This window comes from Massilia sp. Dwa41.01b (assembly GCF_014171775.1).
Taxonomy (GTDB): domain Bacteria; phylum Pseudomonadota; class Gammaproteobacteria; order Burkholderiales; family Burkholderiaceae_D; genus Telluria.
The window spans coordinates 1,623,916-1,642,772 of the sequence record NZ_CP050454.1 but is presented as its reverse complement, the minus strand read 5'-3'; the positions used below and the strand labels follow the sequence as shown (position 1 = coordinate 1,642,772).

Sequence of the window (18,857 nt, the reverse complement as noted above, 5' to 3'; positions counted from 1 at the left end):
ATCTCGAAAAATGGAAAATTAAAGGCCGACCGGATAGGAGCCGAGCAGCTTGAAGAAGGCGGCATTGTCCTGCAGTTCCGTCAATGCACGGTCGACTGCCTCGTTCTGGCGATGGCCCTCGACGTCGACATAGAAGTAATACTCCCAGGTGCCGGTACGGGCCGGGCGCGACTCGAAGCGCGTCATCGACACGCCGTGCTTCGCGAGCGGCGCCAGCAGATTGTAGACCGCGCCGGCCCGGTTCGGCACGGCCAGCACCAGCGAGGTGCGGTCCTGCCCGGACGGATTGGTGTGGTGCTGGCCGATGATGACGAAGCGCGTGCGGTTGTGCGGGTCGTCCCTGGATGTGGGCCTGGATGACGCCCAGCTGGTATTGCTCACCCGCCATTTCGCTGGCGATCGCGGCGACGCCCGCATCGCGGCTGGCCAGCACGGCCGCTTCCGCATTCGAGGCGACGGCGCGGCGCTCGATGTCCGGGTGATGCAGGTTGAGCCAGACCTGGCACTGGGCCAGCGCCTGCGAATGGGCGCAGATCAGCTTGACGCCGTCCATGCTGCCGTTCTTGCTCATCAGGCTGTGGTGGACCGGGATCGACACTTCGCCGCTGATAATGGTGGTCGTTGCCAGCATCAGGTCGAGGGTGCGGTTGACGGCCCCTTCCGAGGAATTTTCCACCGGCACCACGCCGAAGTCGGCAGTGCCGGCCTCGGCGGCGCGGAACACCTCGTCGATCGAGGCACAGGGCAAGCCTTCGACGGCGCTGCCGAACTGCTGGTAGACGGCCTGCTCGCTGAAGGTACCGGCCGGGCCCAGGTAGGCGACCGTCACCCGCTTTTCCAGGGCGCGGCAGGCCGACATGACTTCGCGGAAAATGGTCTGGACGTCGTGGTCCCTCAGGGGCCCGTCATTGCGCTCGGCCACGCCGCGCAGCACCTGCGCTTCGCGCTCGGGGCGGAACACGGGGGCGGAGGTCTCGGCCTTGACGTGGCCCACTTCCTGGGCCAGGCGCCCGCGCCGGCTCAGCAGCTCGAGGATTTGCGCGTCGATCGCGTCGATCTGCTGGCGCAGGGGTGTCAGTTTGTCGTTCATGGTTGTGCTGATTGAAGGCTGCTGTTTGTTGGTGTTTGCGTGCGGTGATCGTTAACCGATGCGACCTCGCGACCGTAGGGTGGGCTCCGCCCACGCGGTATCATCGCCCGATCTGTTGCGGCTCATCCGTGAACGCGACCTCGGAGATCAACGCTTCGGCACTTGACGCGACGTGGTCCGCAACGGTACGACCGCGTGGGCGGAGCCCACCCTACGATTCGTGGCATGCCTACACCGTGGTCATCGGGAGCTCCCTACCGCCCCGCAAACTCATTCAAATAATCGACCAGGGCCTGCACCCTTCGATCGGCATCGCATTGTAGATCGATGCCCGCATGCCTCCGACGGACTTGTGGCCCTTCAGCGATCGTAGGGTGGGCTCTGCCCACGCGGTATCACCGCATGATCTATTGCGGCTTATCCGCGACAATCGTTCACGATGATCGAACTGTGGAATGCTGACCACGGTGGGGTCCGCAACGGTACGACCGCGTGGGCGGAGCCCACCCTACGATTCGTGGCATGCCCACACCGTGGTCATCGGGAGCTCCCTACCGCCCCGCAAACTCATTCAAATAATCGACCAGGGCCTGCACCCCTTCGATCGGCATCGCATTGTAGATCGATGCCCGCATGCCTCCGACGGACTTGTGGCCCTTCAGTTGCAGCAGCCCGCGCGCCTTCGCGCCGGCCAGGAATTGCTCATTCAGTGATTCGTCGCGCAAATAGAACGGGATATTCATGCGCGAGCGGCATGATTTCTCCACCCGGTTCTGGTAAAAGTCGTCCGCATCGAGCGCGTCGTAGAGCAGCCGCGCCTTCTCGATATTACGCGCTTCCACGGCTGCCACGCCACCCTGGCGCTTCAGGTGGGCAAATACCAACCCGGCAATATAGATCGCATAGGTCGGCGGCGTGTTGAACATCGATTCGTGCTCGGCCACGTTCTTCCAGTGGAAAGCCGAGGGGCAGATCGGCAGCGCACCGTCCAGCAGATCATCGCGCACGATCACCAGGGTCAGGCCGGCCGGGCCGATATTTTTTTGTGCGCCGGCGAAAATGACGCCATAACGCGACACATCGATTTGCCGCGACAGGATGTGGGAAGACATGTCCGCCACCAGCGGCACGCCGGGCGGCGGCTCGGGGACGAAGTCGAATTCGACGCCGTCGATGGTTTCGTTGGTGCAGACATGCAGGTAGGCGGCGTTCGTGCTCAGCTGCCAGCTATCCTGGCGCGGCACGGTGGTAAAACCGCCCGCCTCGCTCGAGGCGGCGACGTTCACCCGGGCGTAGCGCGCCGCCTCCCTGATCGACTTGCCCGACCAGGAACCGGTGTGGACGAAGTCGATCACGGCGGGGGCATTTGCCCCGCCCTGCACACGGCCGAGCAAATTCATCGGGATGATGGCATTCTCGCCCAGCCCGCCGCCCTGCATGAACAGGATCCGGTAGTTGCCCGGGACGGCCAGCAGTTCGCGCAGGTCGGCTTCCGCCCGCTGGTAGATCGAGATGAACTCGGGCCCGCGGTGGCTCATTTCCATCACCGACATGCCGCTGCCGTGCCAGTCGAGCATCTCGGCGGCGGCCTGGCGCAGCACTTCCTTGGGGAGCACGGCCGGGCCGGCGGAGAAATTGAATACCTGGGTCATGTGGTCCTCTCGATGGTGCTTACTGGTTCTGCGATTCCCGCACGGCATGAGCGAACGACGGCAGGCCGGCAAAGGCGGACGCGGCGCTCACGGCAAGGAGGATCCTGTTCATTCGTGATGTCGGTAAGGGTTCGAACAAGCCGAGGCGGCTCAGCCAAAGCAAGGACAAAAAAAAGGCCACTCGCGCAGGAGTGGCCTTACCAGGCTTATTCCGGCGCCGCTTCGAGCTCGACCTCTTCCAGGTCGGTCTCGACGATGCGTTGCAGGCCCGACAGCTTGGTGCCGTCTTCCACGGCGATCAGGGTCACGCCCTGGGTCGCGCGGCCCATCTCGCGAATCTCGGATACGCGGGTGCGGATCAGCACGCCGCCGGTCGTGATCAGCATGATCTCGTCCAGCGCATCGACCAGGGTCGCGGCGACGACTTTACCGTTGCGCTCGGACTGCTGGATCGCGATCATGCCCTTGGTGCCGCGGCCGTGGCGGGTGTACTCGGTGATCGGGGTACGCTTGCCGAAGCCGTTCTCGGTTGCGGTCAGCACCGACTGCTGCTCGTTCTCGGCCACCAAGAGGGCGATGACCTGCTGGCCCTCTTCCAGGTTCATGCCGCGCACGCCGCGCGCGGTACGGCCCATCGGGCGCACGTCGTTCTCGTCGAAGCGCACGGCCTTGCCGCCGTCCGAGAACAGCATCACGTCGTGCTCGCCGTCGGTCAGCGCGGCGCCGATCAGGAAGTCGCCCTCGTCGAGGTCGACCGCGATGATGCCGGCCTTGCGCGGGTTGCTGAAATCCTTCAGCGGCGTCTTCTTCACGGTACCCAGCGAAGTGGCCATGAACACGTAATGGTCTTCCGGGAAGGTGCGGTTCTCGCCCGACAGCGGCAGGATGACCGTGATCTTCTCGTTGTCCTGCAGCGGGAACATGTTCACGATTGGTTTACCGCGCGAGTTGCGCGAGCCCTGCGGCACTTCCCACACCTTCAGCCAGTACATGCGGCCGCGGTTACTGAAGCACAGCATGTAGTCGTGGGTGTTGGCGATGAAGAGCTGGTCGATCCAGTCTTCGTCCTTCGTCGCCATCGCCTGCTTGCCGCGGCCGCCGCGCTTCTGCGCGCGGTATTCGGCAATCGGCTGCGACTTCATGTAGCCGGTATGCGAGAGCGTCACCACCATGTCCTGCGGCGTGATCAGGTCTTCGGTGTCGAGGTCGCTGGCGTTGTGTTCGATGGCCGAGCGGCGTGCATCCTTGCCGTTCTCGGTGTAGTCGTTCTTGATCTGCGCCATCTCGTCGCTGATGATGGTCGTGACGCGCTCCGGACGCGACAGGATGTCGAGCAGGTCGGCGATGTGCGACATCACTTCCTTGTACTCGTTGACGATCTTGTCCTGCTCCAGGCCGGTCAGGCGCTGCAGGCGCATCTGCAGGATTTCCTGGGCCTGCTCGTCCGACAGCTTGTACAGGCCATCGGTCTGCATGCCGTAGTGCTTCGGCAGGTGCTCCGGACGGAAAGCCTCGATGCCGCCGATCGTGCTGCCCTCGGCGGTACGCAGCAGCATTTCGCGCACCAGGGACGAATCCCAGGCGCGCTGCATGAGCTCGACCTTCGCGATCGGCGGCGTCGGCGCGGCCTTGATGATGGCGATGAAGTCGTCGATGTTGGCCAGTGCAACAGCCAGGCCTTCGAGCATGTGGCCGCGCTCGCGCGCCTTGCGCAGCTCGAACACGGTGCGGCGCGTGACCACTTCGCGGCGGTGCGACAGGAAGCATTCCAGCATCTGCTTCAGGTTCAGCAGCTTCGGCTGGCCGTTGACCAGCGCCACCATGTTCATGCCGAAGGTGTCCTGCAGCTGGGTCTGCTTGTACAGGTTGTTCAGCACCACTTCCGGCACTTCGCCGCGTTTCAGTTCGATGACGACGCGCATGCCCGATTTGTCGGACTCGTCGCGGATGTCGGAGATGCCTTCGAGCTTCTTGTCGCGCACGTTTTCGGCGATACGCTCGAGCAAGGACTTTTTATTTACCTGGTACGGCAGCTCGTCGATGATGATCGCGATGCGGCCGCCATCCTTGCCATACTCTTCGAAGTGGGTCTTGGCGCGCATCACCACGCGGCCGCGGCCGGTGCGGTAACCGTCGCGCACGCCCGAGACGCCATAGATGATGCCGGCGGTCGGGAAGTCCGGTGCCGGGATCAGCTCGATCAATTCGTCGATGCTGCATTCCGGGTTGCGCAGCAGGTGCTGGGCGCCGTTGATGACTTCCGACAGGTTGTGCGGCGGGATATTGGTAGCCATGCCGACTGCGATGCCCGAGGAACCATTGATCAGCAGGTTGGGGATCCTGGTCGGCAGGACCGTCGGTTCCTTTTCCTTGCCGTCGTAGTTCGGCTGGAAGTCGACCGTGTCCTTGTCGATGTCGGCCAGGAGCTCCTGGGCAATCTTGTCGAGGCGGCACTCGGTATACCGCATGGCCGCCGCGCTGTCGCCGTCGATCGAGCCGAAGTTGCCCTGACCGTCGACCAGGGTGTAGCGCAGCGAGAAGTCCTGCGCCATGCGCACCAGCGTGTCGTAGATCGACGCATCGCCGTGCGGGTGGAACTTACCCATGGTTTCGCCGACCACACGCGCGCACTTCAGGTACGGGCGGTTCCACACGTTGTTCATTTCCTGCATCGCGAACAATACGCGGCGATGCACCGGCTTCAGGCCGTCACGTGCGTCCGGAAGCGCGCGGCCCACGATCACGCTCATCGCGTAATCGAGGTAGCTCTTGCGCATCTCTTCTTCGAGAGAAATGTTGACTGTTTCTTTTGCGAATTGATCCATTGGGCGGGTCGACTGCTTTCAGGCTAATGGTTATGAGTTCCAACGGATGATTCTACCATGCACGCCTATATAAGGCATGCATTCCGGGCAGTTCTGCCAACCCTGGGCCAACCGCACAATTGTTGATTTGACACATGCTTGTCATAAACCTTCGTCAAGCTAGCGTGTGTTGTTGAGCACGTTGTTGCGCAGAAACAACGTGACCGATCCCCGGCACTGCCATTGCGTCACGCCCCGTCGTGCGGATATGGCGTATGTGGCAAAATGGTCGAGAAGTTAATTGCATGTTTCACAATGCGAAACAGACAAGGCAACCGAGCTGTTAATATTCTGCCTACGTCCCTGCGAACCAGCAAAGTTTCGCAACGGAAAGATATAAAACCGAAAGGAAAGAAAAATATGAAGAAGATTGCAACCCTCATGCTCGCAGCTTCGGCAGCGATGGCTGGCAGTGCCTTTGCCCAAAGCGCACCGCCGTACGCACCGCTGACGACCGACATCCAGGCGAACAAGCCGTACAGCGCGTACGTCCAGGACAGCCGCGGCGTGATCGCGCGCGATCCTTTCGGACTGTGCTGGCGTACCGGCTACTGGACCCCGGCCGACGCGGTCCCTGGCTGCGACGCGCCGCTGTGCGTCCCGCCTGAAAAACTCGAGAACGGCAAGTGCGTCGCACCACCTCCGCCACCGCCGGCCGTCGAAGCCCCTGCTCCGGCACCCGCCCCGGCACCGGCACCGGTCCCGACCTCGGAAAAAGTGAGCTACTCCGCCGACGCCTTCTTCGACTTCGACAAGGCTGTGCTCAAGCCTGAAGGCAAGGGGGCGCTCGACGAGCTGACCTCGAAGCTGGGCGACATGAACCTGGAAGTCATCATCGCCGTCGGCCACACCGACTCGATCGGCACCGATGCCTACAACCAGAAGCTGTCGATCCGCCGCGCCGAAGCCGTCAAGGCTTACCTGCAGGGCAAGGGCGTCGATGCGAACCGTATCTACACCGAAGGCAAGGGCGAGAAGCAGCCGGTCGCCGACAACAAGTCGTCGTCGGGCCGTGCCAAGAACCGCCGCGTCGAAATCGAAGTGGTCGGTACCCGCACCCGCCAGCAGCAGTAAGCACGCAGCAGGCCTGGCCTGCTGTCCATGAACCCCGCCGCGGCGGGGTTTTTTTTCGCCTTTGCACCGGGCTGCCCGAATTTGTCGCCTCGCGTTCGTCGCAGCCCGGTATTTCCCGCTATTATTCCGACCTATGAATACGAACGCCGATCCTCTCGAAATCAACAAATTCAGCGAACTGGCCCACCGTTGGTGGGACCCGACTTCCGAGTTCCGCCCGCTCCACGAAATCAATCCGCTGCGCCTGGAATGGATCAACGCACGCGCGCCGCTGGCGGGCAAGAACGTGATCGACATCGGCTGCGGCGGCGGCGTGCTCTCCGAATCGATGGCGAAGAAGGGGGCGAAAGTCACCGGTATCGACCTGTCGAAGAAGGCGCTGAAAGTGGCCGACCTGCACAGCCTGGAGTCGGGCGTGGAGGTGCGCTACAAGATGATCGCGGCCGAAGACATGGCGCTTGACGAAGCCGGCCAGTATGACGTCGTCACCTGCATGGAAATGCTCGAGCACGTGCCGGATCCGGGTTCGATCGTGCGTGCTGCGGCCGCGCTGGCGAAACCGGGCGGCAAGCTGTTCTTCTCGACGATCAACCGCAACCCGAAGGCCTACCTGCTGGCCGTGATCGGCGCCGAATACGTACTGCGCATGCTGCCGCGCGGCACCCATGACTACGCCAAGTTCCTGACCCCGGCGGAACTGTCGCAATTCATGCGCCAGGCTGGCCTGCAGGTCGACGGCATGAAGGGCCTGACCTACAACCCGCTGACCAAAATTTACTCGCTCAACAACGACACCGATGTGAACTACATGGTGGCCTGCACCAAACCGCTGGCGTAATCAATCCTCAAGCAACCGCTCCACGCCTTCCCGCTTATCTTCCTGTGCAACCGATGACCTCCCCTGCCCCGACCCTGGCACCGCGCGCCGTCCTGTTCGACCTCGACGGCACCCTGGCCGACACCGCCCCCGACCTGGCCGCCGCCGTCAACTGGCTGCGCACCGAGCGCGGCCTGGCCCCCCACGCCCTACGACGTGCTGCGCCCCACAGCCTCGGCCGGCGCGCGCGGCATGATCGGCGCCGCCTTCGGCCTGGCCCCGGGCGACGAGGGCTACGAGGAGCTGCGCCTGGCGTGGTTCGACCGCTACCAGGCACACATGGCGGTCGAGAGCACGCTGTTCGACGGCGTCGCCGCACTGCTGCAGGGCATCGAGGAAGCCGGCATGGCCTGGGGCGTGGTCACCAACAACAAGCCGGCGCGTTTCACCGACCCGCTGCTGCCGCAAATCGGCCTGGACCACGCGGGCTGCGTGGTCTCGGGCGACACCATGCCGCATGCCAAGCCGCACCCGGCACCGCTGCTGGAAGGCGCGCGCCGCCTGAACATCGCGCCCGAACATTGCTGGTATGTCGGCGACGACTTGCGCGACATCGAAGCGGGCCAGTCCGCCGGCATGGTGACGGTAGCCTGCGGCTGGGGCTATTGCGGCAATATCGAGCCGACGACCTGGGGCGCCGATTTCCTCTGCCAGACGCCGCTCGACTTGCTCGCGCTGCTGCGTTCGCTGGGTACGACCGCCAAGTCGACCGTATCGGTGGCTTGAGCTGGCGCCCTGCTTGCCCACTTACAACTGATTACGACTGATACGGGTTGGTGTCTACCGTGTAACCGGCGCGATCGGTAATCTACCTCCATCGACAACGCAACACTGATGGAGCAGACCATGAACACCACGCAAAACGCTACCCGCATTCATCCCCTGATGGCCGCCGCAGCCGTGTCGGTGATCGTCGTCAGCCTGACGGGCGCTGCCGCCATCACCGGCATGCTGCCGAGCTCGCGCAGCGCCCCGGAACAGCAAGCCGCCCTGGCCCCGACCGCTGCCATGCCGCTCGCCGCAGGCCGGCTGCAGGCTGCCGCGCCGGCCCAGCTCGCTGCGGCACCGGTAGCGCAATACGCCGACGCACCTGCCCCGCTGGTCGTCAGCGCTGCGCCAGGCACCACCACCTACGTGCAGACCGCCAACGCAGCGGCGCCGGTCGTGGTCGTGAAGCAGGAGCCGGCCCCCGTCGTGAAGCGCACCGTGACCGCACCGAAGCCGCGCGTCATCGAGCATCACACGACCAAGGTCGTGCACGTCCAGGAACCGAGCTACCGTCCGGCCCCGGCACCGGCCCCGATCGCTCCCGCCCCGGCTCCGGCCCAGCCGAACTATGTCGGCATCGGCACCGGTGCGGTCATCGGCGGCCTGATCGGCAACCAGATCGGCGGCGGCAAGGGCAAGAAACTGGCGACCCTCGCCGGCATCATCGGCGGTGGCTATATCGGCAACAAGGTCGCCAACCACAACAGCCAGGGTCAGTAAGGAAAGTTCGGGCACCGCGAATGGACTGCCGCGGTGCCCCTGCTCCGTTCAGTCATGGACCAGGCGCCGCTTGTTGCATCGACGGCACAGGTTTGCAACAGAACCTCAGGCTACGGGGCATGTACCCATCACACGGCTTCGCAGCACTGCACACCGTCCACGATTGGAGTACAATGGAGTTTCGTTGGGGGCGACCTGGTTTCGACGTGGGTTGCAAAGCAGCGCAGGGCATACCGAGGACTGGTTACCTCGTAAATACATCCAGAAATCAATAACTGCAAACGATAACTCGTACGCACTCGCAGCTTAATTGCTGCTAGCTCTACACTACCTCGCCTCTGGGGTGGGCCGCAAGGCAAGTAGAGTCATTTACAGAGGCTAGGACTCAACCGGGTTACTTGGTTGCTTCCGAAATTTAAGGTAACTCGCTTGTACAAAGGGTGCACATCCCCGTTGTCCAAGTTAAATTAAAAGATAGTGCTAAGTATGTAGAACTGTCTGTAGAGTGCTTGCGGACGCGGGTTCGATTCCCGCCGCCTCCACCAACGCACACAAAAACAAACCCCCGCTGGCGCAAGCCAGCGGGGGTTTGTTTTTGTGTGCGTGGCGTTCGGACGTCAGGAATCGACTCCGCGGACGGCACGGACGCGGGGCGAGCAGGGGTTTCGGGGCGCGCAAGCGACGAGCCTGCGCGCGACCTTGCGCCTCCGGACGCAAGGGGCTCTCCGATTCGCCCGACTAAGGGAAATCGCGCAGCGATTTCTTGCCTTCCGCCTCCTGCCTACCGTTCCGCAAAGGCAGAGCTCGTGTCCAAATGTCAGACCTGACCCCACTCGACCAAAAGCAGAGCTCGTGTCCAAATGTCAGACCTGACCCCACTCGACCTAAATGTCAGACCTGACCCCACTCGACCAAAAGCAGAGCTCGTGTCCAAATGTCAGACCTGACCCCACTCGACCTTTGACCCCACTCGACCTTGCGCAGCGATGGCTTCCCCTCCGCTCCCGCCCGAACAGCCGGAGCCCTGGCCTTTCGAGCTCCCGCCAGTCAACCTGCGAGCAGAACATTGCCCTCCTGGCACAACTGTCTCCACCCCGTTCAATAAATCGGAAATCAGGCTGCAACTTCCCGCACTCCGCAACACTTCAAGCCCATCCCCTTCCTAGCCAGGCAAATCTCCCCAAAGCTTGCCCCCGCCCCCCATCAATTCTCACGAATTGTTTCGATTACCCAGCCCTCAACGCCGTACATACAAAATCAAGACGCAACATCATCCAGCACCCACATAAACCAGAAACGCCCTCCCCGCTCCAGTAAATACATCAAATAAGACGCCGACGAAAAGGATGACACGAATCCGCCCCGACCTTTAAAATGCGCCCACTTCGACGGATAAAAGAAATGAAATTAATCATACAAATACCGTGCTTCAATGAAGCGCAGACACTTGCGGTCACCCTGGCAGCCCTGCCGACCGCGGTTCCTGGTTTCAGCAGCGTCGAATGGCTGATAATCGACGACGGCAGCCTGGACAATACGGTCGAGGTCGCCAAGCAGCATGGCGTGCATCACGTCGTCCGCCACGCCGGCAACAAGGGGCTAGCCACGGCCTTCATGACCGGCCTGGAAGCATGCCTGCGCCTGGGTGCCGATGTCATTGTCAATACAGATGCAGATAATCAATATAATGCGGACGATATTCCCGCATTAACGGCACCGATACTGCGCAACGAAGCAGAGATCGTCGTTGGCGCACGGCCTATTGCTACCATCGAGCATTTCTCTCCCGTAAAAAAACTGTTGCAGAAGCTCGGCAGCTGGGTGGTCCGCATGGCGAGCAAAACGGCCATTCCCGACGCGCCGAGCGGCTTTCGCGCGATCAGCCGTCCCGCGGCCCAGCGCCTGATGGTTTTCAGCGACTATACCTACACGCTGGAAACGATTATCCAGGCGGGCCAGAAAAACATTGCCATTACTTCCGTCCCAATCCGCGTCAACGGCGACCTGCGCCCCTCGCGCCTGGTCAAAAGCATTCCCTCGTATATCAAGCGCAGCATTTTCACGATTGCACGCATTTTCGTCATTTACCGGCCTTTCAGCTTTTTTGGAACGATTGGCGCCGTTCTCTTCAGTTTCGGCTTCCTGATCGGCTTGCGCTTCCTGTGGCATTACGTGCAGGGCGACGGCGGTGGCCACGTCCAATCCCTGATCCTGGCTTCGGTCCTGCTGGGCATGGGTTTCCAGACCTTGCTCGTGGCCTTCGTGGCCGACCTGTTGGCAGCGAACCGCAAGCTGCTCGAGGATATCCGCTTCAAGACCGCGAATATCGCGCCGGCCGCCGCTGTCAAACCCGTGGCGGATGAGCATGCGGCCGAGCGCAGTGTCCAGTAGACAAGACGGAAGCGACTCATGAATATCAAGATTGCAGGCGGAGCGACGGAAGATGGCATCGTCATCGGCAACACGTACGACAAATACGGCTCGAAGAACCCGATCGTCAAATGGATGATGAACGGGTTCGATACGGCCCTGTCCGAGCTCGTCACCCGCGCAGCCCCCCGCTCGATCCACGAAGTCGGCTGTGGCGAAGGCTATTGGGTCCTGCGCTGGAACGAGGGGGGAATCCCGGCTAGGGGATGTGACTTCTCGACGGCCGTGATCGACATCGCACGCGAAAACGCCGGGCAGCGCGCCCTGCAGCCGGGCCTGTTCGAAGCGCGCAGCATCTATGATCTCGAGGCCGCGCGCGACGCTGCCGACCTGGTGGTGTGCTGTGAAGTGCTCGAGCATCTCGAGGATCCGGAAGCCGGCCTCAGGGCCCTGCAAAGCGTCACGGTGCGGCACCTGATCCTCAGCGTGCCGCGCGAGCCGCTGTGGTGTGCCCTCAACCTGGCGCGCGGCAAGTACATCAGAGACTGGGGTAACACGCCAGGCCACCTCCAGCACTGGTCGCGCAAGGGCTTCATCAGCCTGGTGTCGAGCTACTTCGACATTGTTGAAACGAGAAGTCCACTGCCGTGGACGATGCTGCTTTGCCGTCCGCGCAACTGACGATGTCGCCCGCCCTGCGCCGGGGCCTGCACTGGTTCGGCGGCGCACTGGCCCTCGTGGGCATCGCGTTTGTCGGCCTGCGCCTGGATGCCTACTGGCGCGATCTGGCCTTTTCCGCCATCACCCCGGGCGGCTGGTGCGTGATGGCCCTGCTCGCCTTCGTGTATGGCGCAGCCAATATTCTGCTTGCCTTGGCGTGGTGGCACTTGCTACGCCACTTAGAGGCCGTGGCAAGCCGCACTGGGGCCATCCGCATCTACGGCTTGTCGCAGCTGGCGAAGTATGTGCCAGGAAATATCTTCCACCTGGCTGGACGGCAGGCACTGGGCATGGCGGCCGGCATTGCACCGGTGCCGCTGGCCAAGTCCATCGGGTGGGAGCTGGGCTCCATCGCCATTGCCGGGGCGCTGTCCGGCCCGCTGGTGCTGCCGCTGATCCTGCCCGGTTTCCCGGTGGCCGCCGGTGTCGCGCTCGCCCTGCTCGCGGCTGCCCTGCTCGCCGTCCTGGTGGGCCGGCTCGGTGGGCCCCAGGCGCGCCTGGCATTGCTGTGGCAAACCCTGTTCCTGCTCGTTTCCGCCGCGGTGTTCGTGAGCTTGCTCGGGGCCGTTGCTGGTGGCGCGGGACTGAAGACGGGCTACTGGCTGCCGGTGGGCAGCGCCTATGTCTTTGCCTGGCTGGTTGGCCTGGTCACGCCGGGGGCACCGGCCGGCGTCGGCGTGCGCGAAATGCTCCTGCTGTTCCTGTTGCACGGACTCGTCTCGGAGGAACAGCTGCTGCTTGCCGTTCTCCTTGGACGCATGGTCACGGTGGTCGGCGACGTATTGTTTTTTGCGGCAGCGACCGTCTTTTTTCCTACACAGACAGCATCCGGAAGCGAACATGTCTGAAAAAACATCCGCAACACCGAAGGAGCTGCTCCTTGTCGCCATCGCGGTGGCTGTCGTACTCTTGCTGCACGGAGCGGTGCCTTTCCTGATGACGCCGACGCTGGGCCAGGCCGTATGGACCACGGGTTTCTCGCAATCGTTCGCGAACGGGTCCCTGTTCGACATTCACACGCATGCGTTCGGGATTCCCCGGCCTGCCGCCATCGCCTTCGGGCTTGCCGGCGCCTGGCCCGCGGGCCTGCTGATCCGGCTCGGCCTGCATCCCGCCGACGCCTACGCCGGCATGGTTGCAGCCTGGCTGGGCCTGGCCATGTTTTCCGCCTATCGCGTCGCGCGCCTGTTCGGCGCAGGACGGCCGCTTGCGCTGCCCGGAGCGGTTGCATGGATGAGCATGCCGATCGTGTGGGCGCATGCCGGGTACAGCATGTTGTCCCTGGGGATCGCCTTGTTGCCGTTCTATTTCATGGCGGCCATCAGGCTGTTCATGCTCGCGCCGGGGTCGCGGCGCATCGGCGCGGCGGATGCGGCGCTGTATTGCGCCGCTGCCGTGCTCTCCGTGTTCATGGATGGCTACACCTTCATGATGTTCGCCTGCGGTGCCAGCATGTTCCTGCTGTATGCGTTCCTTGTGCGCCCCGAGGCCAGGCGCACGCTGGCGTGCTTCGCCGTTCCAGTCCACGTCGCCAGCTTCGGCTTGGCCTACCTGCTCTTTTCCGCGTATATCGGCAAGTCGCATTTCGAAGCCCAGCAGCTCGATTTCTTCCGGGCCTGGGGGCTGGACCTGTCGTTTGCCGCCATTCCCACGAGAGGCCTGCTGTGGCTGCCGGACCTGCTCGGCTGGAGCGTGGAGCGCAGCGACGCGCGCTATTTCGGCGACGACTCGGTCTGGCGCACCACGTTCGCGCTCCCGCTCCTGCTCGTCGCCCTGGCCGCGTGGTGGCGTGGTCGCCAGAAGGGATTCGCGACGGCCGCCGTGCTGGTCGCGGCCTTCGGCTTCTACATGGCGCTCGGGCCCGCATTGAAAATCAACGCCACCAAACCGGTGGCGGGGCACGCCGCCCCGTCCGGCCGGGCGCTGACGGCACCGCCACCAATCGGGCTCGTCCCGACCGGCAATGCCTGGATCTCCGAGACGCTGCCAGGCTTCAATGTCATGCGCGCTTCCTACCGCTGGTCGGCCCTCGGCATCTTCGCGCTATGGCTCCTCGTCATGGTCCGGATCGGCGGCAGGGGCGGGCAGGACACGCGCCCGTGGCTGGCCGCGCTGCTCCTGATCATCCTGTTCAACCTGCCCGACCTGCGCGCGCAGTGGCGCCAGGGCGTGGACAACCGGACCATGTTCAAGCAGATCGACCAGGATCTCGTGGCCAGCCTGCGTCGGCACATCCGGCCGGCCGAAACGGTCATGTTCCTCCCATGGAATAACGACTTCATGGCGAACTACCTGGCACCGCGCGCCAACTTCCGTACTTTCAATATCGGCGGCGACAAGAACCTGGCCGCAGCCCTGCCGGGCTGGCCGGCGGCCATGCAAGGCCTCAACGGCGACCTCGATGCGGGCGCGGCCCCTGTCCTCCAGAACATCCTGGTCGACGGCACGACGGACGTGATCGTTCTTCCGTATGTCCACATGCTGTGGTCGCCCCATCTGTGGCCCTGTCCCGACCGGACCATCGCGCATGAGACCCAGAAGTCGCCTTTTCGCACCGTCCCGGGCTTTAGCTGTCCGGGGGAGCGGCGTGCGCAACTGCTGCCCCTCGTTCACGCCTTGCGCGCCCTGCCTTACCTCGAGGTCGAGGACACCGAGTACTACGCCACAATCCGATTGCGTCCGCAGTTCCAGGGCAGCGCAGCGCGCACGGCCTTGCTGCGCGCGATCTACGACGCCATTCCCTATCCGCTTGTCCTGGGGTCGGCGTTCAGGAACGCTCCGCTCGTGCTCAAGAGCGGTTGGCACGGCCTGGAGGCGCAGCATGTCTGGTCGCAGGCGGCCGCGACCTTGCAGCTGCCGCGTCCGACAGCATGTACGGCGAAGGGGTGCGAAGCGACGCTGCATTTCGCCGTCTTTGGTGCCAGCCCGGCACGTCCGGTGGCCGTCGTGGTCGCCACCGGGGACCGCGGCCGACCATGGAGCCGGAAGCTGGTGGCCAGCTCGGGTGAATCGATGCAGGTCAAGCTTCCTGTGCCCGCGGGGGATGCCCTGCTCCAGGAAGTGTCGATCTCCATACCGGATGCGATGTCGCCGCAGGCATTGCAGGGCATCCCGGACCCGCGCGTCCTTGGCATCGCGCTCCAGCGCATCGATCTCACCAGCCAATGAAGCACGACCCAGAAGAGGAATATTCGCGTAATGGAGTACAGAAACGCATGAAAATCGCGATAGCAGGCACGGGATATGTCGGATTGTCGAATGGCGTGTTGCTGTCTCAACAGCATCAGGTGGTTGCGCTCGACATCGTTCCCGAGAAGGTGGAAGCGCTCAACCGCAAGGAAGCGCCCTTTGAAGACAAGGAACTCAGCTGGTACCTGCAGCACGAGAAGCTGGACTTCAAGGCCACCCTCGACAAGCGCGAAGCCTACGAAGGTGCGGACTACGTCATCATCGCCACCCCCACCGATTACGACGCCGAGACCGGTACTTTCGACACGCGCTCCATCGAAGCGGTGATTCGCGACGTCAAGGCCATCAATCCGCGCGCAACCATGGTGATCAAGTCGACGGTCCCGGTAGGCTATACCGCCAAGACCCGGGTGCTGCTGGAAACGGACAACCTGATCTTCTCCCCCGAGTTCCTGAGGGAAGGCACGGCCCTGTACGACAACCTGCATCCGTCGCGCATCGTGGTCGGCGAACGCTCGGCGCGCGCTGAAACCTTCGCACACCTGCTGCGCGAGGGGGCGCTCAAGAAGGACGTACCGATATTATTGACAGGCAGCACCGAAGCGGAGGCGATCAAGCTCTTTGCCAACACCTACCTGGCCATGCGCGTGTCCTACTTCAACGAGCTCGACACCTACGCCGCCACCCATGGGCTGGACAGCCGCCAGATCATCGAGGGGGTCGGTCTCGACAGCCGCATCGGCACCCATTACAACAATCCCAGCTTCGGCTATGGCGGCTATTGCCTGCCGAAAGACACGAAGCAGCTGCTGGCCAACTACGAAGACGTGCCGCAAAACCTGATTCGCGCCATCGTCGACGCCAACACGACGCGCCAGGAATTCATTGTCGACAGCATCCTGCGCCGCAAGCCCGGCGTCGTCGGCGTCTACCGCCTCATCATGAAGGCAGGCTCGGACAATTTCCGCGCCTCCAGCATCCAGGGCATCATGTCGCGCATCCGGAACAAGGGGATCGACGTGATCATCCATGAGCCCATGCTGTCCGCGGCCGAGTTCCACGGCTGCCGCGTCGTCTCCGATCTCGACAGGTTCAAGCGCGAGGCCGACGTCATTCTCTGCAACCGCATGACCGGCGTGCTCGACGATGTCGTCGACAAGGTCTATACGCGCGATCTGTTCGGTAGCGACCTTTGACGCCGCGGCGCGCGCCGGGCCTGCCGGCGCAGGCGCTCCGTCTGCGTGCATGCCGAGTTAAACTTCCGCCATTGCTCATTTTCAGGACACACACATGGACTTCGAAGCCGCCAAATCCCTCTGCCGTACTTTTCCCGGCGTCACGGAAGACACGAAATGGGACAACGACCTCGTCTTTTCAGTCGGCGGCAAGATGTTCGCAGTGACCAACCTGGGCGAAGCGACGGGCATCAGCTTCAAGGTCGACGACGATCGCTTCCTGGAACTGACCGACCGGCCGGGCATCATTCCGGCGCCCTACCTGGCGCGGGCGAAATGGGTGTATGTGGAAGACAGGGATGCGCTGGGCGACGAGGAAGCGGCGGCCCTGCTGCGCAGGTCGTATGAGCTGGTGTTCGGGAAGCTGACGAAGAAGCTGCAGCGGGAGATTGGCGGGGGCTGAGCCCGCTCGGCCCCTCATGCGCACGAGGACAGGCGGCGGTTGCCGTTTCCGGGATCCGCATGGGCCCGGGGCGCCCATCCTACGAACCCCGCCATGCGGGAGAATGGAAGCGGCGCCGATCCCGCGTGCCAGTGATGATGACTCATGCCATCATCACTGCCCTCCCTACGACGACGGGCCAATGTCCGCCGCCTGCGGATCCACCTTCAGCGCCTTGAGCAGCGCATCGTTGAACGCCGGGATATCGTCCGGCTTGCGGCTGGTGATCAGCTTTTCGTCGATGACGACTTCCTGGTCGACCCATTCCGCGCCAGCGCGCTTCATGTCGTCCTGGATCTCGGGCCAGCTCGTCAGGTTCTTCGACTCGGCAATGCCGGCGTCGATCAGCGTCCACGGGGCGTGGCAGATGGCGGCGATCGGCTTGTCCTCGGCGTAGAAATCGCGGATGAAGGCGATCGATTCCGGGCTCTTGCGCAAGGCCAGGGGGTTCTGTTCGCCGCCCGGCAGCAGCAGCGCGTCGAAGTCGCCGGGCCGCGCGTCGTTGATGTGCATTTCGACCGGGAAGGTGTCGCCCTTGTCGTCGTGGTGCATGCCCTGCACCGCTTCGCCGACGGCTTTCGGCGAGATCAGGATCACCTGGGCACCATGCTGCTCGAGGAAATTGCGCGGCCCCGTGTACTCGACCTGCTCGACGCCGTCCGTCATCAGCACCGCTACCTTCTTGCCGTGCAGCGCTCCATTACCGCTCTGTTCCATGTGACCTCCTCGAAATTGGTAAATGTGAATCATCTGGCACCGATTCTAGGAGGACAGCGGCGCGCACGGCGCGCGCTTCAGGCAAGCCGTGCCCGCACCGGCAGACGCGAAACAGCCTGCACGCTTCCCGGCCGTGCGCATGGCAGGCGCTACGCCGCCCGCGGGTTGAACGCCAGGTCGCGCGCCATGGCCTGGTAGAGCGCACGCGCCTTGTCGTTATTGGCGGGCGGCAGCACCACGTCCAGCACCGGTAGAGGTCGCCCGGCACCTTGCCCGGCAGGCCGCGGCCCTTCAGGCGAAGCTTGCGTCCGCTTTGCGAGCCCGCCGGCACCGTGACCTCGACCGTGCCGCCTGGCGTCGGCACGGACACGCTGCCGCCCAGCGCCGCCTCCGTGGCGTGACCGGCACCGCCTGGTGCACGTGGACGCCGTCGATGCGGTAGCGCGGGTCGGGCGCGAACCGGATCTCGAGGTAGAGGTCGCCCGGCGCGGCGCCGCCATGTCCCTCGTGGCCCTGCCCAGCCAAGCGCAGCTGCTGGCCCGGCGTCACGCCTTTCGGAATCGTCACGGTGAGCTTTTTTCCTGCACGGCGGCGCGTCCCGGCCCCATGCGGCGCGGCACCTGGAGGCTCACCGTGCGCGTGGCGCCGCGGTAGGCGTCCTGCAGGTCGATCGTGATCGTCGCGTGGATGTCGTCGCCGCGCATCTCGAAGCCATGGCCGCGGCGCGGCCGTCCGGCCTGGGCAAACAGGTCGGCAAAGAAATCGTCGGCACCCACGCCGCCGAAGTCGAAGCCTTCCCAGCCTGGCGGCGGGCGGAAGTCGCCGCCGGCATGCCCGTCCGTGCCCAGCATGTCGTAGGCAGCACGCTTGTCGGGGTCGCCCAGTACCCCGTAAGCCTCGTTGAGTTCCTTGGTTTTCCTGTCCGCGTCCTCATGCTTGCTGACATCGGGGTGGTACTTGCGCACCAGCTTGCGGTACGCCTTCTTGATGTCGTCCGCGGACGCGCCCCTGTCGACGCCAAGGGTCTGGTAATAGTCCTTGTATTCCACAGTGCACTCCCGGAATGGTGAGAAGTCGGTGCAGCGCGGCGCCCTTCCGGGCCACGCTGCGGTCCCTCCATAAATGGGGACAGTGCGTCC

Annotated in this window: 12 protein-coding genes, 1 other RNA gene and 4 pseudogenes; 11 read left to right on the top strand and 6 right to left on the bottom strand. The window is 63.6% G+C overall.

The window, feature by feature from the left end; all coding sequences use genetic code 11:
* Positions 1-18 precede the first annotated feature (18 nt).
* The 4 genes and pseudogenes from pheA to gyrA all read right to left on the bottom strand — a co-directional run bounded on the left by pheA (position 19) and on the right by gyrA (position 5,567).
* Positions 19-1,090 (bottom strand): annotated as a pseudogene (gene pheA / locus G4G28_RS07470) (prephenate dehydratase).
* 254 nt (positions 1,091-1,344) lie between these two features.
* Positions 1,345-1,454, bottom strand: a pseudogene (locus G4G28_RS25400) (3-phosphoserine/phosphohydroxythreonine transaminase); the annotation flags it as partial.
* Between the two features lie 187 nt (positions 1,455-1,641).
* Positions 1,642-2,742 (bottom strand): 3-phosphoserine/phosphohydroxythreonine transaminase, encoded by a 1,101-nt coding sequence (gene serC / locus G4G28_RS07465; protein ID WP_182991471.1) that lies wholly within the window; start codon positions 2,740-2,742, stop codon positions 1,642-1,644.
* 206 nt (positions 2,743-2,948) lie between these two features.
* Positions 2,949-5,567 (bottom strand): DNA gyrase subunit A, encoded by a 2,619-nt coding sequence (gene gyrA / locus G4G28_RS07460; RefSeq protein ID WP_182991470.1) that lies wholly within the window; start codon positions 5,565-5,567, stop codon positions 2,949-2,951.
* Between the two features lie 399 nt (positions 5,568-5,966).
* Here gyrA and ompA point away from each other — a divergent pair, with 399 nt between their 5' ends.
* From ompA to G4G28_RS07405, 11 genes and pseudogenes are all read left to right on the top strand, one after another.
* Positions 5,967-6,680 (top strand): outer membrane protein OmpA, encoded by a 714-nt coding sequence (ompA, locus tag G4G28_RS07455; RefSeq protein ID WP_182991469.1) that lies wholly within the window; start codon positions 5,967-5,969, stop codon positions 6,678-6,680.
* A gap of 133 nt (positions 6,681-6,813) precedes the next feature.
* Positions 6,814-7,518 carry a bifunctional 2-polyprenyl-6-hydroxyphenol methylase/3-demethylubiquinol 3-O-methyltransferase UbiG gene (gene ubiG, locus G4G28_RS07450; protein ID WP_182991468.1) on the top strand — a complete coding sequence of 235 codons (705 nt, stop codon included), beginning with the start codon at positions 6,814-6,816 and terminating at the stop codon, positions 7,516-7,518.
* 53 nt (positions 7,519-7,571) lie between these two features.
* A pseudogene (locus G4G28_RS07445) lies at positions 7,572-8,283 on the top strand (HAD family hydrolase).
* A gap of 120 nt (positions 8,284-8,403) precedes the next feature.
* Positions 8,404-9,045 (top strand): hypothetical protein, encoded by a 642-nt coding sequence (locus tag G4G28_RS07440; RefSeq protein ID WP_183108200.1) that lies wholly within the window; start codon positions 8,404-8,406, stop codon positions 9,043-9,045.
* A gap of 186 nt (positions 9,046-9,231) precedes the next feature.
* Positions 9,232-9,590, top strand: a transfer-messenger RNA (tmRNA) gene (gene ssrA, locus G4G28_RS07435).
* Between the two features lie 856 nt (positions 9,591-10,446).
* Positions 10,447-11,436 carry a glycosyltransferase family 2 protein gene (locus G4G28_RS07430; protein ID WP_182991467.1) on the top strand — a complete coding sequence of 330 codons (990 nt, stop codon included), beginning with the start codon at positions 10,447-10,449 and terminating at the stop codon, positions 11,434-11,436.
* Positions 11,437-11,454: 18 nt separating this feature from the next.
* A complete protein-coding gene (locus tag G4G28_RS07425) occupies positions 11,455-12,096 on the top strand; it encodes a bifunctional 2-polyprenyl-6-hydroxyphenol methylase/3-demethylubiquinol 3-O-methyltransferase UbiG (protein WP_202033735.1) in 642 nt (213 codons plus the stop codon).
* Positions 12,063-12,983 (top strand): hypothetical protein, encoded by a 921-nt coding sequence (locus G4G28_RS07420; protein ID WP_183108199.1) that lies wholly within the window; start codon positions 12,063-12,065, stop codon positions 12,981-12,983. The genes G4G28_RS07425 and G4G28_RS07420 overlap by 34 nt, the downstream gene beginning before the upstream one ends.
* Before the next feature lie 88 nt (positions 12,984-13,071).
* A complete protein-coding gene (locus G4G28_RS07415; RefSeq protein ID WP_210283288.1) occupies positions 13,072-15,303 on the top strand; it encodes a hypothetical protein in 2,232 nt (743 codons plus the stop codon).
* A gap of 47 nt (positions 15,304-15,350) precedes the next feature.
* Positions 15,351-16,520 carry a nucleotide sugar dehydrogenase gene (locus tag G4G28_RS07410; protein ID WP_182991464.1) on the top strand — a complete coding sequence of 390 codons (1,170 nt, stop codon included), beginning with the start codon at positions 15,351-15,353 and terminating at the stop codon, positions 16,518-16,520.
* Between the two features lie 94 nt (positions 16,521-16,614).
* Positions 16,615-16,962: an MmcQ/YjbR family DNA-binding protein gene (locus G4G28_RS07405; RefSeq protein WP_182991463.1), complete on the top strand. Its 348-nt coding sequence runs from the start codon at positions 16,615-16,617 to the stop codon at positions 16,960-16,962.
* Positions 16,963-17,127: 165 nt separating this feature from the next.
* Here the strand turns inward: G4G28_RS07405 and G4G28_RS07400 are convergent, their stop codons facing one another.
* Both G4G28_RS07400 and G4G28_RS07395 read right to left on the bottom strand, forming a co-directional pair.
* Complete coding sequence (locus G4G28_RS07400; RefSeq protein WP_182991462.1) at positions 17,128-17,718, bottom strand: type 1 glutamine amidotransferase domain-containing protein; 591 nt, start codon at positions 17,716-17,718, stop codon at positions 17,128-17,130.
* Between the two features lie 149 nt (positions 17,719-17,867).
* A pseudogene (locus G4G28_RS07395) lies at positions 17,868-18,767 on the bottom strand (DnaJ C-terminal domain-containing protein).
* Positions 18,768-18,857: the final 90 nt, after the last annotated feature.

Bases quoted from the DNA above. Each gene is read 5' to 3' on its own strand.
- serC (WP_182991471.1), bottom strand. From the start codon at position 2,742: ATGACCCAGGTATTCAATTTCTCCGCCGGCCCGGCCGTGCTCCCCAAG.
- gyrA (WP_182991470.1), bottom strand. From the start codon at position 5,567: ATGGATCAATTCGCAAAAGAAACAGTCAACATTTCTCTCGAAGAAGAG.
- ompA (WP_182991469.1), top strand. From the start codon at position 5,967: ATGAAGAAGATTGCAACCCTCATGCTCGCAGCTTCGGCAGCGATGGCT.
- ubiG (WP_182991468.1), top strand. From the start codon at position 6,814: ATGAATACGAACGCCGATCCTCTCGAAATCAACAAATTCAGCGAACTG.
- G4G28_RS07440 (WP_183108200.1), top strand. From the start codon at position 8,404: ATGAACACCACGCAAAACGCTACCCGCATTCATCCCCTGATGGCCGCC.
- G4G28_RS07430 (WP_182991467.1), top strand. From the start codon at position 10,447: ATGAAATTAATCATACAAATACCGTGCTTCAATGAAGCGCAGACACTT.
- G4G28_RS07425 (WP_202033735.1), top strand. From the start codon at position 11,455: ATGAATATCAAGATTGCAGGCGGAGCGACGGAAGATGGCATCGTCATC.
- G4G28_RS07415 (WP_210283288.1), top strand. From the start codon at position 13,072: ATGACGCCGACGCTGGGCCAGGCCGTATGGACCACGGGTTTCTCGCAA.
- G4G28_RS07410 (WP_182991464.1), top strand. From the start codon at position 15,351: ATGAAAATCGCGATAGCAGGCACGGGATATGTCGGATTGTCGAATGGC.
- G4G28_RS07405 (WP_182991463.1), top strand. From the start codon at position 16,615: ATGGACTTCGAAGCCGCCAAATCCCTCTGCCGTACTTTTCCCGGCGTC.
- G4G28_RS07400 (WP_182991462.1), bottom strand. From the start codon at position 17,718: ATGGAACAGAGCGGTAATGGAGCGCTGCACGGCAAGAAGGTAGCGGTG.